The sequence below is a fragment of the Actinomadura xylanilytica genome, from assembly GCF_030283145.1.
Lineage (GTDB): Bacteria > Actinomycetota > Actinomycetes > Streptosporangiales > Streptosporangiaceae > Spirillospora > Spirillospora xylanilytica.
Genome location: NZ_JASNWE010000001.1, coordinates 801,418 through 819,794, shown reverse-complemented (window position 1 = coordinate 819,794; position 18,377 = coordinate 801,418). Strand labels below are relative to the sequence as shown.

The window sequence follows — 18,377 nt, the reverse complement described above, 5'->3', positions numbered from 1 at the left end:
CCGGGGTCAGTGCCGCGCCGGCGGCAGCCATTCGTCGGCGATCGCCACGGTGAGCTGCTCGAGCAGCGGGCCCGCGCGCCGCCCGCTGCGGTCGGGGTCGCGCTCGATGTCGGCCAGCGTGTAGACGGCCTGGATGCGGGCCTTGCGGAGCTGCTCGCCGGTCAGCCCGCGCCGCGCCGTCACCGCGACGACCGGCGCGCCCGCCCGCGCGGCGGCGCGCGCCACCCCGATCGGCGCCCGGCCGCGCAGCGACTGGGCGTCCAGCACGCCCTCGCCGGTGACCACCAGCAGCGCGCCGCGCGCCTTGTCGGCGAAGCCGAGCAGGTCGAGCATGAGGGACGCGCCGGGCTCCACCGTGGCACCGAGGAACGCCAGCGCGGCGAACCCGACCCCGCCCGCCGTCCCGGCCCCCGGCAGGTCGCGGGCCGTCCGGCGGGAGGCGGCCTCGGCGAGGTCGGCCCACCGGCGCAGCCCCGCCTCCAGTGCGCGCGCCTCCTCGCGGGTGGTGCCCCGCCGCGCGCCGGCCGCGGCGGCCCCGGCGCGGCCGAGCAGCGGCCCGGCGGCGTCGCCGGCCACCACCACCCGGACGCCCGACAGGTCGGGCAGCCCGCGCAGGTCGAGCCGGTGCAGCGAGCGGAGCGCCGCGCCGCCGGGCGGCAGGTCCTTGCCGAGGGCGTCCAGCAGCCGGCCGCCGAGGCCCTGCACCAGGCCCGCGCCGCCGTCGGCGCAGGCGCCGCCGCCGAGGCCCAGCACGATCCGCCGGGCGCCGAGCCGCACCGCGTGCGCGATGAGCTGCCCGGTGCCGACGCTGGAGGCGACCATCGGGCGGGGCCGGCCGTCCGGGAGCCGGCGCACGCCGGACGCCTCGGCCAGCTCCACCACCGCGCTGCGGCCGTTCAGCGCCAGCGCCGCGGTGACCGGGCGGCCGATCGGCCCGCACACCTCCACCTCGACCCGCCGCCAGCCCGCTGCGATCGCGGCCTCGGCGGTGCCGTCGCCGCCATCGGCCACCGGCAGCTCCACCAGCGGGACGCCGGGCCGGGCCCGGCGCAGCCCGGCGGCGAGGTGCCGGGCGACCTGCGCCGCGGTCAGCGCGCCCTCGAACCGGTCGGGCGCGAGCAGGACGTGACCGCGCGGCGCCGGGACCGGGGGGGCCGGGACCGGCGGCGGGGGCCGGTCGGGGGGAGAGTCCGCGGACACCACAGCCACGCCTTTCACGCCGGGAGGTAAGGTCCTACCTTCTGCTTACGCCATGACGGCACTATTTGACACCCGAACGGCCCCCGAGACTTCCCATTCCGCGAGAGCGGGCGCCGCGATCCGGGACTACTTCACGCCGAGGGCCCGCTCGACCACGTTCAGCCCGAAGTACAGGACGAACACCACCGAGATGATCCACAGCAGCCAGTGCGTCTGCCGCCACCGGCCGCGGGCCGCCTGGATCACGCTGTAGGCGATCAGCCCGGCGCCGATCCCGTTGGTGATCGAGTAGGTGAACGGCATGAACACGATGGTGAGGAACGCCGGGATCGCGATCCCGAGGTCGCTCCAGTCGAGCTTGGCGACCTGCGCCATCATCAGCGCGCCGACCACGACCAGCGCGGGGGCGGCGGCCTGCGCCGGCACCACCTCGGCGAGCGGGGTGAGGAACAGGGTGACCGTGAACAGCGCGCCGGTCGCGAGGTTGGCCAGCCCGGTGCGGGCGCCCTCGCCCACGCCGGCCGCCGATTCCACGAACACAGTGTTGGCCGAGGAGCTGGTCACGCCGCCGAGCGCGGCCGAGACGCCGTCCACCGACAGGATCCGGCCGAGCCGGGGCACCTGCCCGCGCTCGTCCACCAGGCCGGCCTCGTCGCTGACGCCGAGGATGGTGCCCATCGCGTCGAAGAACCCCGACAGCACCAGGGTGAACAGCACGACCAGCGCGGTGACGACCCCGGCCCGGCCGAACCCGCCGAACAGGTCGACCTCGCCGAGCAGCCCGAAGTCGGGGGCGGCGAACAGCTTCTCCGGCATCGCGGGCGTCACCACGCCCCAGCCGTTGTCGGGGAGCGAGGCCGTGCTCTCGATGATCACTGCCAGGACGGTGCCGACCACGATGCTGATCAGGATCGCGCCGGGCACCCGCCGCACGTACAGCACGATCATCAGCAGCAGCGTGACCGCGAACACCAGCGCCGGCCAGGTCTCCAGGTGGCCGCCGGTGCCGAGGGCGAGCGGCGGGCTCTCCGTCTTGGAGGTCACGAAGCCCGCGTCCACCAGCCCGACCAGCGCGATGAAGCAGCCGATGCCGACCGCGATCGCGTGCTTGAGCGCCAGCGGGATCGCGTTCATGATCCGTTCGCGCACCCCGGTGAGGGCCAGCAGGACGATCACGAACCCCTCGATCACCACCAGCCCCATCGCCTGCGGCCAGGTCATCACCGGCGCCGCCTGGAAGGCGACGACCGCGTTGATGCCGAGCCCCGCGGCCAGCGCGAGCGGCACGTTCCCGACCAGGCCCATGATGATCGTGGTGATCGCCGCCGACAGCGCCGTCATCGTGGTGAGCTGCGGGATCGACAGCGTCGCCTCGTTGACGTCCTTGGCCCCGCCCAAGATGATCGGGTTCAGCAGGATGATGTAGGCCATCGCGAAGAACGTCGTGACGCCGCCGCGCACCTCCCGCCCGACGCTGGTCCGGCGCCCGGTCAGGTCGAAGAACCGGTCCAGGGGGTTGCGAGGGCCCTGAGGCGGTGGGGCGTCCCCGGGCTCGGCGGTAGTGACGTGCGACATGACGCGCGCTCCGAATCCAGCAGCATGATCACGCACAGGCGGTGATCTCGAAAAAGGCGTGCACAGATTAGCTGCCCATGACCCGTTGTGGTCGAAACGGCCCTCCAGGGGCCGTCGTGTCGGATCCGTGCTGGTTCGTGGAGCTTTATGGCGCTGCTCGGCCGCCCGCTCAGTCGCCCCGGTAGGTGGAGTAGCCGAACGGACTGAGCAGCAGGGGGACGTGGTGGTGCCCGCTGCCCGCCGGGACGGTGAAGACGACGACGACCTCGGGGTAGTAAGTGTCGGTCCCGATTCCGGAGAAGTAGGGGCCGGTGCCGAACCGGAGCCGGTAGGTCCCGGGCTCGGAGCCCGCGCCGCCGGCGGCCGTCCAGCGCCCGCGCCCGTCGGTCTCCCCCTCCTGGACCGGGCGCCAGGACTCCCCGTCGTGACGGTCGAGCCGCACCGGGACCGCCGGCGCCGGGCTCCCGCGATGCGTGTCGAGAACGTGCGTGGATACGGTCATGGCGCAAGTACACCAGCCCGTCCGCCCGGCGGGTTCGCCAGGCCTGCGCCCCGTGCCGAGATCGAACCGCTATAGCCTGCCTTGGTGCGAATGCGAGACTCGGCGGGCGCGAGCGGTGACGAGGGGCTTCCGCGCGGCGTGCCGGGCGCCGACTCGTACGCGTCGCTGCTGGCCTCGGTGCCCGAGGGGACGCGCTCGTCGTTCCGCGACCGGATGCTCGGGCCGCTGGAGGAGTACGACAGCGCGCGCCGCGCCGCGCTGCTGCACACGCTGGAGGTCTTCCTGTCCTGCTCCGGGTCCTGGAGCACGACCGCGGCCAGGCTGCACGTCCACGTGAACACGCTTAGGTACCGAATTCGCCGGATCGAGGACCTAACGGGCCGCGACCTCGGCACACTGGAAGATCGAGTCGACTTCTTCCTCGCCCTGCGCGCCGTGCGCCCGGCGAGAACCTCGTAGGCGGGTGGTCAAACGATGGACCGGGAGACACTGGGGCAGCGGATCAGGGCCCTGCGCATCCGGCAGGGTGTGAGCCAGGCCCAGCTCGCCTTCCCCGAGCTGTCCGACAGCTATATCTCACTGATCGAGAGCGACAAGCGGGTGCCCGCGCCGAGCGTGGTGGACCTGCTCGCGGTCAAGCTGAACTGCTCGGCGACGTACCTGGTCAGCGGCGTCAGCGAGGACGTCGTGGACGAGCTGCGGGTGACCCTGGACTACGCCGAGATCGCGCTGCGCAACGGCGCGGCCGGCGAGGCCCGCGCCAGGTACGCCGAGGTGCTCGCCAGCGCCGACGCGGTCGCGCTGCCCGAGATGCTGCACCAGGCGCGGTGGGGCTACGCGCTCGCGCAGGAGGCGGCCGGCGAGCTGGAGGACGCGATCGGCGGCCTGCGCGAGCTGACCGAGGCGGCCTCCGCCGAGGCCGACCTGGACCACTGGGCCAAGGTGCACGTCGCGCTGAGCCGCTGCCTGCGCGAGCGCGGCGACATCAGCGCCGCCGTCCAGGTGGCCGAGGGGGCGCTGCGCCACCTCATCGCGACGGGCGCCGACGCCACCGACGCGGCGATCGACCTCGGCGCGGCGCTGCTGGCCGCGTTCATCGGCCGGGGCGACCTGGTGCGGGCCCGGCAGCTCGCGGCGCAGCTCGTCGAACGGGCCGAGCGGATCGGCAGCGACCGCGCGCGGATGGCTGCGTACTGGGAGGCCGCCTACGTCGCGGAGGTCCGCGGCGAGTACGAGGAGGGCGTCGCGCTCGCCGAACGCGCGCTGGCGCTGGCCGGCGACGACGTCGTCGGGGCGGCGGAGGAGGCGGTCGGGCCCGCCGGGGCCGGGGCCGGGGAGCCGTTTGATGAGGGCGGGGCCGACCCGCGGGGCTTGAACCGGCTGCGCGTCGGTTACGCGGGGCTGCTGCTGCGCGCCCGTCCCGACCAGTCCGGACGCGCCCGCGAGCTGCTGGCCCGGGTGCGCGGCGAGGCCGACGCGAGCGCGGCCGGAGAGATCGACGTCGCCCGGTGCCTGACCGAGCTGGCCCGCGCCGAGAACGCGCTCGGCCGCCCGGCCGAGGCGGTCCGGCTCGCCGAGGAGGCGATGGACCTGCTCGGCGGCGCGCCGCGGCGGGCCACCGCCGGTGCGCTGACCGTCCTCGGTGAGGCGTCGGTGCGGCTCGGCCGCCGCGACCGCGCCGTCGAGGCGCTCGCCGGGGCCGCGACCCATCTGGAGAAGATGGAGTCGTCGCGGGAGGCGGCGCAGGCGTGGTTCGACCTCGCCGAGGTGCTCGCCGAGACCGGTGGCGACGAGGGGCCGCGGCTGTCGGCGTACCGGCGCGCGCTGACCTGCGCCGGCGTCTGAGGGACGGGACGTGTTCGGAGTCGTCAGGCCGTGCCGGCACGGCCTGTGCGGGACGCTCTTCAAGGACTGGATGGCGCACCTGTGCGGGCTGTGCCTGACGCTGCGCGACGAGCACGGGCAGGCGGCCCGGCTGGTCACCAACTACGACGGGCTGCTGGTGTCGGTCCTGGTCGAGGCGCAGCGCCCGGACCGGTCGCCGCGCCGCAAGGCCGGGCGCTGCGCGCTGCGCGGGATGAAGGGTGCCGAGGTGGTCACGGCCCGCGCCGAGGGCGCCCAGCTCGCCGCCGCGACGTCCCTGCTGCTCGCGGCGGGCAAGACGCGGGACCACGTGGCCGACGGCGACGGCCCGTACGCGCGCCGGCTCGTCGCCTCGGCGGCCGGGCGGATGGCCGGGCGCTGGGACGCCGCCGGCGGCCGGACGGGCGCGGCGGTGGGCTTCGACCCGGCCGTGCTGCGCGCGGCGATCGCGCGGCAGGGCGCGCTGGAGGCGGCGGGCGGGCTCGGGCTGCTGGAGCTGACCGAGCCGACCGAGACGGCGGTCGCCGCGGTGTTCGCGCACACCGCGGTGCTGGCGGGCAAGGAGCACAACGCCGAGTCCCTGGCCGAGGCGGGCCGCTTCTTCGGCCGCCTCGCGCACCTGATCGACGCGGTCGAGGACGTCCGGCCCGACCTGGCGGCGGGCGCGTTCAACCCGCTCGTGGCCACCGGCACCGGCCCGGCCGAGGCGCGCCGGCACTGCGACGACGCGCTGCACGGGCTGCGGCTCGCGCTCGCCGACCTCGAGCTGGAGAGCCCGGCGCTCGTCCGGGCGCTGCTCGGACGCGAGGTGCGCCGCTCGGTCGACCGCGTCTTCGCCGGATACCCGGGAGGCCCCCCGCCCGGCCAGTACCCGCAGCACAGCCCGTATCCCCAGCAGGGCCCGTACCCGCCGCAGGGGCCCTACCCGCAGCAGCCCCAGCAGGGGGCGCAGCCGCCGCCCGGAGGCGACGGAAGCGGCTGGGGCGGCGGCGATGGCGGCTGGGGCGGCGGAGGCGGCGGCTGGGGAGGTCCGGGCGGTGGGGGCTCCGGGCATGGGCCTTCCGGCCAGCGGCCGGGATTCCCGCTTCCGTGCTTCACCGGCACCGTGGTCTGCATGACGTGCGGGGTCTTCCAGCCGGAGTGGAGCAAGCACCACGGCCAGGACTGCTCGGACCGCTGCTGGTGCAGCCGTGCCTGCGATGGCGGCTGCGACTGCCCCGACTGCTCAGGCTGCTCAGGCTGTGACGGCTGCGGATGTGACGGCTGCGGGTGCGAATGCTGTGGCTGCTGCTGCATCGACTGCTAGGACTTGACCAAGCGATCGTTTGGGTGACAGTCTCGCCGCGTGGCGAGCGAGACCTTCGCGAGAGTGCTGCTGGAACGGACCGACGACGAGCACCCCGGGCTGCGGTTCGAGGATGAGACCCGCACCTGGGCCCAGATGGTGGCGGCCTCCCGGGCGCGCGCCCGGATGCTGGCCGGGGCGTGCCCCGCGCCGGCGGGCCGGCCGCGCCACGTCGGGGTGCTGCTGGAGAACGTCCCCGAGTACGTCTACTGGATCGGCGCCGCCGCGCTCGCGGGGGCCACGGTGGTGGGGATCAACCCGACCCGGCGCGGGGCGGAGCTGGCCGCCGACGTCCGGCACACCGACTGCGACCTGATCATCACCGACGCCGCGCACGTCCCGCTGCTGGCCGAGTTCCCCGAGCCGTTCCCCGCCGGACGCGTCCACGTGGTGGACTCCCCGGCCTACCGCGACCGGCTCCACGCCGTCCCGGAGCCGGAGGCGGGCGTGGGTGCCGGGCCGGGCCGCGAGCCGCGGGCGGACGACCGGCTGCTCCTGCTGTTCACCTCCGGCTCGACCGGGACGCCGAAGGCGGTGGCGTGCAGCCAGGGCCGCCTGGCGTCCATCGCCGGACGGTCCGCGCAGATGGGCATCACCCGCGACTCGGTCACCTACGCCGCGATGCCGCTGTTCCACGGCAACGCGGTCATGGCGAACCTGGCGATGGCGGCCCACGCGGGCGCGACCGTCGCGCTGCGCCGCAGGTTCTCGGCGTCCGGGTTCCTCCCCGACGTGCGCCGGTACGGCGTGACCTACTTCAACTACGTCGGACGGGCCCTGGCCTACATCCTGGCCACCCCCGAGGACCCCGGCGACGCCGCCAACACCCTCCGGGCCGCGTTCGGGACCGAGGCGTCCGCGCAGGACATGACCAGGTTCGCCGCCCGGTTCGGCTGCCGGATCATCGAGGGGTACGGGTCCAGCGAGGGCGCGATCGCCATGCAGAAGACCCCGGAGACGCCGCCCGACGCGCTCGGCGTGCCGCAGCGCGACATCCGGATCGCCGTCCTCGACCCGGAGACCGGCGCCGAGTGCGCCCGCGCGCGCTTCGACGGCTCCGGCGGCCTCGCCAACCCCGGCGAGGCCATCGGCGAGATCGTCGGGCTGAACGTCGCCGCCGCGTTCGAGGGCTACTACAACGACCCCGCCGCCGACGCCGAGCGGGTCCGCGACGGCAAGTACTGGAGCGGCGACCTCGGCTACCGCGACGAGGACGGCTTCTTCTACTTCGCCGGACGCGGCGCCGACCGGCTCCGGGTCGACAGCGAGAACTTCGCCGCCGCCCCGGTCGAGCGGATCCTGGCCCGCTGGGCGCCGGTGGTGATGTGCGCGGTCTACCCCGTCCCCGATCCGCGCACCGGCGACCAGGTCATGGCCGCCCTGGAACTGCACGGCGACCCCGGCGGGACGGGGGGCTTCGACCCCGGGGCGTTCGCGGCGTTCCTGGCGGCCCAGCCCGATCTCGGCACCAAGTGGGCGCCCCGCTTCGTCCGCCTCGTCCGGGCGATGCCGCTGACCGCGACCGGCAAGGTCGACAAGCGCCCGCTGCGCCGCACCCGCTGGGAGGCCGGCGACCCGGTCTGGTGGCGGCCCGGCCGCGACCTCGCCTACGAGCCGCTGACGCACGCGCGGGCCGGGGAGCTGCGCGCCGAGTTCGCGGCGCACGGCCGCGCGCACGTCCTGACGGCCCTCTGAACGGCCGCCGATCCACCCGGGGCGTCCGCACGGGCGGGGCTCAGTAGGCTAGTGGGCGGCATCCACCCCTGACTGGAGATCCACCTCCCATGAAGACCTTCATGCCCCTTCCGCCGATGCGCCGCCTCGGCGTCGTCGCCGCCCTCGTCGTCGCGTTCGGCGGGGCGCTGGCCACGCCGGCGCTCGCGCACACCCGGCTGGTGAGCAGCACCCCCGGCAAGGACGCCTCGGCCGCCTCGGTCACCGAGGTCGAGCTGGTCTTCAGCGACAAGATCAGCTTCGCGGAGGTGGTGGTCAAGGACGCCGCGGGCAAGGCGTTCCAGCAGGGCAAGGCCGAGCACGAGGGCCCGAAGGTCACCCAGAAGCTGTCCGCCGCGCTGCCCGCCGGCACCTACACCGTGGCCTACGGGGTGGTGGGCGAGGACGGGCACCGGATCCAGAAGGCCGACCTCAAGTTCACCGCCACCGCGGGCGAGGGCGGCGGCGGTGGCGAGGAGCCGACGACCGGCGGGGTCGCCGCCGCCGAGCAGACCGGCGCCGCCGCGACCGCCGACGAGCAGCCGCTCAAGGCCGACCAGGAGCCCGCGAAGGCCACCGACGACTCGGGGTCGGGGATGGTCACCTGGATCATGATCGGCGGCGGGGTGCTGATCGGCATCGGCATCGGCGGCGCGCTGGTGCTCCGGGCCAAGCGCAGGCAGCGGCCGGCGGCCGGCAGCGGTGAGTAGGACCGGCCTGCGCATCCTGCGGACCGCGGCGGTCGCCGCGGCCGTGGCGATCGCGGTCCTGGCGGCCGGCCTGCTCCTCGGCGGGTCGGTCGCCGAGCAGGTCATCCCCGGGCTGAGCGACGCCGGCGCGGTCACCCGCTGGGGACTGCCGGTGTCCCGCCTGGTGATGGACCTCGGCGGCGCCCTGACGGTCGGCGCGCTGCTCGCCGCGGCGGCGCTGCTCCCGCTGGAGGGCGGCCGGGGCGCGCCCCGGCTGTCGGCGGACGCGATCGGTTACCTGCGGGCCGCGTCCTGGCTGGCCGCCGCCTGGGCCGCCGCCGCCGCGGCCACCCTGATCTTCACCGTCGCCGACGTGCTGGGCCAGCCGGTCGGCGAGGTGCTCACCGGCAGCGAGCTGAGCAGCTACGTCGGCCAGCTCCCGCAGGGCACCGCGCTGATGCTGGTGGTGCTGCTCACCGTCGTCGTCGCGCTGCTGGCCCGCACCACCACCACCCCCGCCGCCGCGTTCGGGCTGCTGGCGATGGCCGGGGTGGCGCTGCTGCCCGCGCCGCTCACCGGGCACTCCGCGTCCGCGGCCAACCACTCGGTCGCGGTCACCGGCGTCGCCCTGCACGTCGCCGCGGTCGCCCCCTGGGTCGGCGGCCTCGCCATCGTCGGTGCGCACGCGCTGCGCGGCCGGCCCGGCCTCGGGGTGATGGCCGGGCGGTTCAGCCGGATGGCGCTGTGGTGCTACGTCACCGTCGGCGTCAGCGGGCTGGTCAACGTGATCGCCCGGCTGCCCGACCCGGCCGAGATGCTCGGCACCGACTACGGCCGGCTCGCCCTCGGCAAGATCATCGCGTTCGCGGCGCTGGGCTGGTTCGGCTGGTGGCACCGGGGCCGCACCGTGCCCGCCCTCGCCGCCGCCGAGTCCGGTGGCGCGCCGTCCGGTGCCCCGTCCGGCGCTCCGGGGCGGCGCGCGTCCTGGCTGTTCGCCCGGCTGGCGAGTGTCGAGGTCGCGGTCATGGCCGGCACCATGGGCCTGGCGGTGGCGCTGGCGCGCACCGCGCCGCCCGCGCCCACCACCGAGGAGAGCCCGATCAAGGCGCTCATCGGCTACGACCTGCCGCCGGCGCTCACCCCGGCCCGGCTGGCGACGCTGTGGCAGTTCGACTTCTTCTTCGCGGTGCTGGTCGCGGTGCTCGCCGCGCTCTACGTGGCGGGCGTGGTCCGGCTGCGGCGGCGCGGCCACGCCTGGCCGGCGGGACGCACGGCCGCCTGGTTCATCGGGCTGGCCACCATCGTGATCGTGACCGAGACGGGCGCCGCCCGGTACGCGCCGATCCTGTTCAGCGTGCACATGGTGCAGCACATGGTGCTGTCCATGCTGACCCCGATCTTCCTGGTGCTGGGCGCCCCGGTGACGCTGGCGCTGCGCGCGTTCAAACCCGCCCGGGTGCGCGGCGACCGGGGCCCGCGCGAGTGGCTGACCGCCGCGCTGCACAGCCGCTTCACCGCGCTGGTCGCGCACCCCGCGGTGGCCACGATCATCTTCGTGGCGAGCACGTTCGCGCTGTACTTCACGCCGCTGTTCGAGGCGTCGATGCGCAGCCATCTCGGGCACATCGCGATGATGGTGCACTTCCTGCTCTCGGGCACGCTGTTCTTCTGGGTGCTGGTCGGGGTCGACCCGGCGCCCAGGAAGCTGCCCTACCCGGGCCGGATCCTGCTGCTGTTCGTCACCATGCCGTTCCACGCGTTCTTCGGGATCGCGCTGATGAGCCTCGGGCAGCCGCTCGCCCGCGGCTGGTACACCGCGGTCGACCCGCCGTGGGGCACCTCGATCATCAAGGACCAGCACACCGGCGGCGCCATCGCCTGGGCGTTCGGTGAGATCCCCACGTTCATCGTCCTGCTCGTGCTGGCCTTCCAGTGGTACTTCGACGACCAGCGGCAGGCCCGGCGCGAGGACCGCAAGGCCGACCGGGCCGAGCGCGACGGGGGACGTCCCGAGGACGACGAGCTGGCCCTCTACAACGCCCGGCTCGCCAAGCTGGCCGCCAAGGACGCCGAGGAAACGCAGGCCGGCCCGACCAAGGTTGGGCAGACCGAGCAGACCGAGCAGACCGAGCAGACCGGGCAGAGCGCGAAGATCGCTGATGACGCCGCCGAGGACGGCGGCGGGGGCGACGGCAAGGCCCGGAAACCTTGAGCGCGGGTCCTTCTCCCCCGCACGGGGGAGGGGGACCGCCCCGAGGGGGAGGGGAACGCCCCCGACGCTCTGCCAGGATCGACGGTGTGTCCAGAATCTTCCAGCCGCTGACCGACCACGCCACCTGGCGCCGGTGGTCCTTCATGGTCGTGGGCGGCGGGCTGCTCATGCCCTACTGGTTCCTCGGGATGCTCGTGCTCCCGCTGCTCCCGTACGGCGATTCCGTCGCCGTCACCGTCACGGCCATGCTGGTCCTGCCGACGGTCGGCACGTTCATCACCGGGCTGGTGCCGATCGTACGGGTGCTGGAGGGCTCGATGGCCCGGGAGCTGCTCGGCGGCCCGGCCGCGGCGCTCGGCCCAGGGCCGTCCCGCTCGTGGGAGAGCCGGTCCCGCACCGGCGCCTGGTTCAGCCTGCACCTGCTCACTGGGGTGCTGGTCAGCGGGCCGAGCCTGGCGGTGCCGCCGCTCGCCTTCGTGCTGCTCGCCGCCCCGCTCGTCCGCTGGGACGAGAGCTTCCTGGACGCCTGGGGATGGCAGGTGTCCTGGCAGCAGTGGTTCGGGCCGGCCGGTGGGCTGCTGGCGCTGGCCGCGCTGCTCGCCTGGATCGTCGCGGCGGGCCGGGTGATGGCCCGGCTCGCGCCGCGCTTCCTCGGTCCGTCGGCCGACGAGAGGCTGGCCGAGTCGGAGGCGCGGGCCGTCCGGCTGGCCGAGCGCAACCGACTGGCCCGCGAGCTGCACGACTCGGTGGGGCACGCGCTCAGCGTGGTGACACTCCAGGCCGGCGCGGCGGGACGGGTGCTCGACACCGATCCCGCGTTCGCCCGGGAGGCGCTCGGCGCGATCGAGGACTCGGCCCGGTCCGCGCTGGAGGACCTGGACCATGTGCTCGGGCTGCTGCGCGAGGACTCCACACCCCGCACGGCCCCGCAGCTCACCCTCGCCGACCTGGGCCGGCTCCTGGAGCAGACCCGGATCGCCGGGGTCCGGCTCGACGCCGAGGTCGACCCGGAGGTGGCGCACGTGCCCGCCGCCGTGTCGCGTGAGGCGTACCGGATCGTGCAGGAGGGGCTGACCAACGCCCTCCGGCACGCGGGCAAGGTGCCGGTGCGGCTGCGCGTCGGCATCCGCGACGACAGGCTGGAGATCGATATGAGCAACCCGCTCGGGGCCCCCGCCGAGGGGGCCGGCCACGGCGGCGGTCGGGGGCTGGGCGGCATCCGCGAGCGTGTCACCGTGCTGCGCGGGCGGATGACGGCGGGCCCGGCCGAGGGCCGCTGGCGGATGGACGTCTCGCTGCCGCTGGGCCACGGATGAGCGGGCCCGCCGGGACGCCGGCCCCGGCCGGTAGGGTCCCGGGCATGACGATCAAGGTGCTGCTGGTGGACGACGAGCGGCTGATCCGGGCCGGGCTGGCCGCGATCATCAACGCCGAGCCGGACCTCACCGTGGTCGGCGAGGCCGCCGACGGCGCCGAGGTCCCCGGCGAGGTGTCGCGGCTGCGGCCCGACGTGGTGCTGATGGACGTCCGGATGCCGAAGCTGGACGGGATCCAGGCCACCCGGCACCTGCTGGAGACGATGGCCGAGCCGCCCCGGATCATCGTCGTCACCACGTTCGAGAACGACGAGTACGTCTACGACGCGCTCAAGGCGGGCGCCCACGGCTTCCTGCTCAAGCGGACCCGGCCGGAGGAGATCCTCCAGGCCGTCCGGATGGTGGCGCACGGCGACACCCTGCTGTTCCCGGCCGCGATCCGGGCGCTGGCCGCCGCGCACGGCCCGTCCGGCCCCGGCCCCGGCGGCGCGGACGGCGGCGCGCGCTGGCACCGGCGGCTCACCGAGCGCGAGGCGGATGTGCTGAGGCTGATGGCCAAGGGGCACTCCAACGCCGAGATCGCCCAGGAGCTGTTCGTCAGCCCGCAGACCGTCAAGACCCATGTCGGCAACGTGCTGGCCAAGCTCCAGGCCCGCGACCGCACGCAGGCGGTCATCCGCGCGTACGAGACCGGGTTCATCGTCCCGGGCTGACCCGGTGCGCCGCCGGCCCGCGCCGTGCCCGGCCGGGCGCGGCCGTCAGCCGCGCAGGGCGCCGAGCAGCTCGATCGTGCGGGCCCGCTCGGCGTCGTCGCCGAGGGCGCTGACCAGCAGGTCGGTGGCCCCGGCGGCGGCGAAGCGGCGGACGGCCCGCTCGATCTCCGCCTCGTCGCCCGCGATGATCGTCTCGTGCACGCCGGACAGCCCCTGCCGGTCGAGCATCGCCCGGTAGCCGGGGAACTCGCCGGCGAAGCCGAGCTGCTCGGCGAGCCGCTCCCGCGCGCCGTCCGGGTCGCCGGTGAGGGCCATGACGGTGCCGACCGCGACGCGCGGCGCCGGGCGGCCCGCGGCCTCGGCGGCCTTGGTGAGCCCGGGCACGATGTGCTCGGCGACGCCCTGCGCCGTGACCCAGGTGGTGACCGTGCCGTCGGCCAGCTCGCCCGCGATCCGGAGCATCACCGGGCCGAGCGCCGAGATCAGCACCGACGGCGGGGTGGCGCCGGGGGCGTCGACCTGCCCGACGGCGGTCAGCGTCTCGCCGTGGAAGTCGACCTCCTCGCCACGCAGCAGGGGCCGCAGGGCGGTCAGGTACTCCTCGGTGTGCCGGGCCGGGCGGTCGTAGGAGTAGCCGAACGCGTCCTGGACGATCGACCGGTGGCTCGGCCCGATGCCGAGCGTGAACCGGCCGCCGGTGAGCGCCTGGGCCGTGACCGCCTGGCTGGCCAGCGCGATCGGGTGCCGGGGGTAGGTCGTCGTGATCGCGGTGCCGGTCTCGATCCCGGGCGCGGCCCGGCCCGCGATCGCCGCCACGGTGATCGCGTCCCACGCGGTGGTCTGGCCGAAGAACGCGCTGTCGAGCCCGGCCGCCGCGGCGGCCTGGACCTCGGCGGTCAGCTCCTCCAGCGTCGCCGCCGCGGCGACCGAGAACGTGCCGATGCGCATGGCTCCTCCAAGATGAATCGGATCTTCCGGTTCCGTTTACTCGCCTAGGGTAACCTGAATCTACGATTCCGGTTGACCTCGGGGAGGGAACGATGCGGGCCGACGCGCGGCGCAACCGCGATCGCATCGTCCAGACGGCGCTCGACCTGCTGGCCGAGCGCGGACCGGGCGTGTCGATGGAGGAGATCGCGCGCGCGGCCGGGCTCGGCGTGGGGACGCTCTACCGGCACTTTCCCGACCGGCGCGGGCTGCTGGAGGAGATCGGGATGGACGTGCTGCACCGGCTCCGCGCCGAGGTGCGTTCGCTGGTCGGACGCGAGCTGCCGGGCTGGGAGGTGCTGAACCTCCTCGTCGGCTACTGCACCGGACAGCCGCTGGCCCTGCTCAAGTCGCTGGCGGAGGACACCGCGGAGGACGGCGCGGGGACCTGTACGGTGGGCGCGCGCGAGCGTATCGAGCTCCAGCGCGAGGTCACCGGCCTGCTGGAGGAGATCGCCGGGCGGGCCCAGCGGGAGGGCGCGGTACGCGGCGACATCACGCCCGGCGAGGTGATCGAGCTGTTCAGCGCGACGGTCTGCCGCCCCGGTGCCCGTCCGGGCGACGCCATGACCCGGGTCATGCTGGACGGCCTCCGAGCCTGAGGACCGCCGTCCGGGCGGCGGGCCCTGAACGCTGCGGCCCGCCCGCCCGGCGGATTCAGCGGATGCCGAAGATGCGCACGATGTTCGGGGTGTCGTGGAGGGTGTGCGGCGCGAACGCGTGGTAGGCCCACACGTGCACCCAGGCGTTGCCGGTCCGCACGGTCAGCCAGGTCTTGATCATCCCGGGCGCGAAGTAGGTGGCCAGCAGGAAGACCAGCGACAGCACCGCCCGGCCGGGGGAGTCGAACACCGTCCACGCGTCCCATACGTGCAGCGCCGTGTAGGCCAGCCCGCCCAGGATGACGGTCGTCGCGGTCGACCCGGTGAGGCGCAGGAAGCGCGGTACCAGGATGCAGTAGATGAACACCATCGCCGGGAGCACCGCCCCGGCCAGGTAGAGGACGAACGTCAGCGGCAGCCCGAGCAGGAGTTGGCGGCCCTCCAGGTCGAACGTCTCCGGGTGCATCGCGGTGTACTGGACCACCGACTCGATCACCAGCACGACGATGATGACCTTGGTGTCGCCCAGCCGGTCCGCGGACCTGAGGTTGAGCGCGGTGGACGAGTAGCGCCGGCGGAAGTACAGCAGCGGGACGGCCGCGTAGACCACCAGGTTGTAGCCGGCCCACGTGACCGCTTCGGCGGCGGTGACGTGCAGGTGCGTCCCGTACAGGGTGCCGGCCAGGTGCAGGGCGAACGGGTGCCAGCCGAACGCGCGCGCCAGCAGGTTGCCGACGATCAGCCCGGCCACGCCGTACGCCACGAGCCAGAGCGTCTCGCGCAGGGCCAGGGACCGTTCGGGGGACCGTTCGGCGAGGTCGAGGCGGGGGCGCTTGCGGGTCAGCCAGTACACCACCCCCATCAGGATCAGGACCTCCAGGAGGCGGAGGTTGAACTCCACCAGCCGGTCCGCCGGCGTCCCCTCGGCGTCGCCCGGCCAGTCGAAGGGGAGGGCCTTGCCGGCGAGCGCCAGCACCAGCGCGTTGGCGGCGATCCAGCAGAGCACCGCCAGCTTCACGCTGCGCTCGCGGAGCAGCCGGAGGGGCCAGGGGCGGTGCGGGGGGCGCGGCGCGGCGGACCTGGTCTGGTTCATGGCTGCTGCCTCCGGGGCAGGTTATGTAGCACGACCGTGCTAGTAAGGTGAAAATAACACGGCCGTGCTAAAAAAGCCACGGGTCGCTCAGCCGCCGCCGGGGAGCTGCCCCAGCGCGACCTCGACGGTCTTCCGCGCGCCGTCCGCCGTCTGGATCTCCAGCTTGGCCCGGCCGCCCGGCTTCAGGCCGGCGAGCACCTCGGCCAGCTCGGTCTGGCTCGGCGTGGGAGTGCCGTCCACCGACATGATCAGGTCGCCCGGCACGACGCCGGCCTTCGCCGCGCCGCCGCCCCGGGTCACCTCGACCACCGCGACCGCGCTCTCCGCGCCGCTCCGCGGATCGATGACGGTCCGGACCACCACGCCCAGCGCCGCACGACCGGAGTCGGTGACCTTCCCGCTCCTGATCAGCTGCGGGACGATCTGCTTGACGGTGTTGCTCGGTGTGGCGAACCCGATGCCGACCGCCGCGCCGCCCATCTGCGGGTCCGAGGCGGCGGCGGTCGGGATGCCGATCACCTGCCCGTCCAGCGTGACCAGCGCGCCCCCGCTGTTCCCCGGGTTGATCGCCGCGCTGGTCTGGATCACGTTGCCGATCGTCGCGCCGGGGAAGGCGCCCTCGCGCTTGGTCGACACCGTGCGGTTCAGCGCCGAGACGATGCCGTTGGTAACGCTGCCCGACAGGCCGAGCGGGTTGCCCATCGCCAGCACCATCCGGCCGACCCTGACCTTGCTGGAGTCGGCGAACGCGGCGGGTTTGAGCGATCCGCCGGTGACCTCGACCACGGCCAGGTCGTCGGCGGCGAAATCGCCCACCAGCGCGGCCTTGAGCGGAGCCCCGCCGCTGGCCGCGGTCACCTCGATCCGCTTGGCCCCGGCCACCACGTGCGCGTTGGTGACCACGTGGCCCGCGCCGTCGAACACCACCCCCGAGCCCTCGCCCTGATCGGTCTGGATCTTCACCACCGAGGGCAGCACGGCGTCGACGACCTTCTCGAACTGCTGCTCCACCTCGCCGGCCGCCGCCGCGTCCGGCCCGGACGAGGTGGACGAGGTGCTCGCGGCGGAGGGGGACGCGGGGGCGGACGAGGCGGGCCGGACGGGCGGTGATCCGCCCGACTTGCCGGTTCCGGTGTCCTCGTTGCCGCATCCCGCCAGCGCCAGCGCCAGTGCCAGCGTCCCGGCGGCCCCGGCCGCGCCCGCCCGCACGCCTGTGTCGCATCTCATGTTCATGAGCGCCCACCCCCCGAAATCGTTCTCCCCGCTCCGGGACCGCCCTGCCAGCGGGGCACGCGGGTGCGCCGCCCTTTTGGCCGGAGTCCGCCCGGGGCTTTGCCGGACGGATCCTCAAGCCCCACTTACACCTCGTTTACCTGCGGTTCGTTACAAAAGAGGCAGCACGCAAAACAGGTCGACCGATCGGGGGATCATGGACGCCACCACCCTGTCCGAACTGCGCAAGCCGCGAACGTATCCGGCGGTCTCGGTGCTGATGCCGACCTTCCGCCGCGCGCCGGACAACAAGCAGGACCCGATCCGGCTGCGCAACCTGCTGGCCGAGGCACGGCGCCGGCTGAACGAGGACACGCGGGTGGCGCCGGACGCCGCCGACCAGGTGGTGCGCGGCCTGGAGGAGGCCGTGCGGGAGATCGACCCCCGGCATGTCGCCGACGGCCTGGTGCTGTTCGCCGCGCCGGGCGGCGAGCACCACGCCTTCGCCATCGACCAGCCGGTCGACGAGCGGGTGATCGTCGACACCAGCTTCGCCACCCGCGACCTGGTCGCCGCCTACACCCGCGCCTCGCGCTTCTGGCTGCTGTCGCTGTCGGACCAGCAGACCCGGCTGTGGGACGGGCGGGGGGAGGACCTCACCGAGTTCACCGGCCAGGGCTTCCCGGTCGCGCCCGAGCCGATCGACGAGGAGGGGGTGGGCCGGCACAGCCCGCGCGGCGGCCAGCACGGCGACGAGCGGCACCGCCAGCTCCTGCGCGAGGTGCTGTCGGCCCTGGACCGGGTGCTGGCCCGGGACCGGCGGCCGGTGATCGTCGCGGGCGTCACCCGGCACCAGGCGTTCTTCGACGAGCTGGCCGGGCCGCACGTGACCATCGCGGGCCGCATCGACGGCAGCTACGACGGCGCCGCGGCGAGCACCCTCGCCGAGCTGGCCCGGCCGGTCCTGCACGCCTACGAGGACCTGCGGGAGGTCGCCGTCCTCGCCGAGCTGGAGGCGGCGCGCAGCATCCAGCGCTACGCGGGCGGCCTCTGCGAGGTGCTCGGGCTGGTGGAGGAGGGCCGCGGCGAGCACCTGGTGGTCGAGCGCGGCTACTACGCGCCCGCGGTCCGGACCGAGGGCGAGCTCGTCCCGGTGGACGGCAGGCCGGGCGTGCTCAAGGGCGCCGACGTCGTCGACGACGTGGTCGACAACATCATCGAGACCACGCTGGAGTACGGCGGCGAGGTGACCTTCGTCTCCGACGGCTTCCTGATCGACCACGACCGGATCGCCTTGGTGACCCGCTTCTGACCCGATGCCGGGCCGGCTGACCGGGACCGGGGCGCGGCCCCGG

15 protein-coding genes and 1 pseudogene are annotated in these 18,377 nt (G+C 74.6%); 10 read left to right on the top strand and 6 right to left on the bottom strand.

Annotation, left to right across the window (positions count from 1 at the left end):
- Positions 1-6 precede the first annotated feature (6 nt).
- The 3 genes from QP090_RS03855 to uraH form a co-directional block, all read right to left on the bottom strand.
- A complete protein-coding gene (locus QP090_RS03855) occupies positions 7-1,200 on the bottom strand; it encodes a glycerate kinase (protein ID WP_329520040.1) in 1,194 nt (397 codons plus the stop codon).
- Between the two features lie 126 nt (positions 1,201-1,326).
- The gene (locus QP090_RS03850) at positions 1,327-2,775 is read right to left on the bottom strand and encodes an NCS2 family permease (protein ID WP_285937046.1); all 1,449 of its coding nucleotides are present in this window, start codon (positions 2,773-2,775) and stop codon (positions 1,327-1,329) included.
- A gap of 169 nt (positions 2,776-2,944) precedes the next feature.
- A complete protein-coding gene (gene uraH / locus QP090_RS03845) occupies positions 2,945-3,277 on the bottom strand; it encodes a hydroxyisourate hydrolase (RefSeq protein WP_285937045.1) in 333 nt (110 codons plus the stop codon).
- Positions 3,278-3,400: 123 nt separating this feature from the next.
- On the opposite strand from uraH, the pseudogene QP090_RS03840 reads away from it, so the two are divergent.
- The 8 genes and pseudogenes from QP090_RS03840 to QP090_RS03805 all read left to right on the top strand — a co-directional run.
- A pseudogene (locus QP090_RS03840) lies at positions 3,401-3,736 on the top strand (PucR family transcriptional regulator); the annotation flags it as partial.
- 15 nt (positions 3,737-3,751) lie between these two features.
- A complete protein-coding gene (locus QP090_RS03835) occupies positions 3,752-5,122 on the top strand; it encodes a helix-turn-helix domain-containing protein (RefSeq protein ID WP_285937044.1) in 1,371 nt (456 codons plus the stop codon).
- A gap of 10 nt (positions 5,123-5,132) precedes the next feature.
- Positions 5,133-6,446 carry a DUF5685 family protein gene (locus QP090_RS03830; RefSeq protein WP_285937043.1) on the top strand — a complete coding sequence of 438 codons (1,314 nt, stop codon included), beginning with the start codon at positions 5,133-5,135 and terminating at the stop codon, positions 6,444-6,446.
- Positions 6,447-6,485: 39 nt separating this feature from the next.
- Complete coding sequence (locus QP090_RS03825; RefSeq protein ID WP_285937042.1) at positions 6,486-8,180, top strand: AMP-binding protein; 1,695 nt, start codon at positions 6,486-6,488, stop codon at positions 8,178-8,180.
- A 101-nt stretch (positions 8,181-8,281) separates the two neighbouring features.
- A complete protein-coding gene (locus QP090_RS03820) occupies positions 8,282-8,908 on the top strand; it encodes a copper resistance CopC family protein (protein ID WP_285937041.1) in 627 nt (208 codons plus the stop codon).
- Entirely contained in the window at positions 8,901-11,099 is a 2,199-nt protein-coding gene (locus tag QP090_RS03815; RefSeq protein WP_285937040.1) for a bifunctional copper resistance protein CopD/cytochrome c oxidase assembly protein, read from the top strand. Before QP090_RS03820 ends, QP090_RS03815 begins: the two co-directional genes overlap by 8 nt.
- 86 nt (positions 11,100-11,185) lie before the next feature.
- Entirely contained in the window at positions 11,186-12,415 is a 1,230-nt protein-coding gene (locus tag QP090_RS03810) for a sensor histidine kinase (protein ID WP_285937039.1), read from the top strand.
- 44 nt (positions 12,416-12,459) lie between these two features.
- On the top strand, positions 12,460-13,128 hold the full coding sequence (locus QP090_RS03805; protein WP_285937038.1) for a response regulator transcription factor: 669 nt from the start codon (positions 12,460-12,462) through the stop codon (positions 13,126-13,128).
- Between the two features lie 45 nt (positions 13,129-13,173).
- On the opposite strand, the gene QP090_RS03800 is transcribed toward QP090_RS03805, so the two are convergent.
- Complete coding sequence (locus QP090_RS03800; RefSeq protein WP_285937037.1) at positions 13,174-14,076, bottom strand: TIGR03564 family F420-dependent LLM class oxidoreductase; 903 nt, start codon at positions 14,074-14,076, stop codon at positions 13,174-13,176.
- A gap of 92 nt (positions 14,077-14,168) precedes the next feature.
- Here QP090_RS03800 and QP090_RS03795 point away from each other — a divergent pair, with 92 nt between their 5' ends.
- Complete coding sequence (locus QP090_RS03795) at positions 14,169-14,717, top strand: TetR/AcrR family transcriptional regulator (protein WP_285937036.1); 549 nt, start codon at positions 14,169-14,171, stop codon at positions 14,715-14,717.
- A 55-nt stretch (positions 14,718-14,772) separates the two neighbouring features.
- On the opposite strand, the gene QP090_RS03790 is transcribed toward QP090_RS03795, so the two are convergent.
- Together QP090_RS03790 and QP090_RS03785 are read right to left on the bottom strand one after the other, a co-directional pair.
- Entirely contained in the window at positions 14,773-15,810 is a 1,038-nt protein-coding gene (locus tag QP090_RS03790) for a hypothetical protein (protein WP_285937035.1), read from the bottom strand.
- An 87-nt stretch (positions 15,811-15,897) separates the two neighbouring features.
- Positions 15,898-17,037 (bottom strand): S1C family serine protease, encoded by a 1,140-nt coding sequence (locus tag QP090_RS03785; protein WP_285937034.1) that lies wholly within the window; start codon positions 17,035-17,037, stop codon positions 15,898-15,900.
- Between the two features lie 202 nt (positions 17,038-17,239).
- On the opposite strand from QP090_RS03785, the gene QP090_RS03780 reads away from it, so the two are divergent.
- A complete protein-coding gene (locus tag QP090_RS03780) occupies positions 17,240-18,334 on the top strand; it encodes a baeRF3 domain-containing protein (protein ID WP_285937033.1) in 1,095 nt (364 codons plus the stop codon).
- Positions 18,335-18,377: the final 43 nt, after the last annotated feature.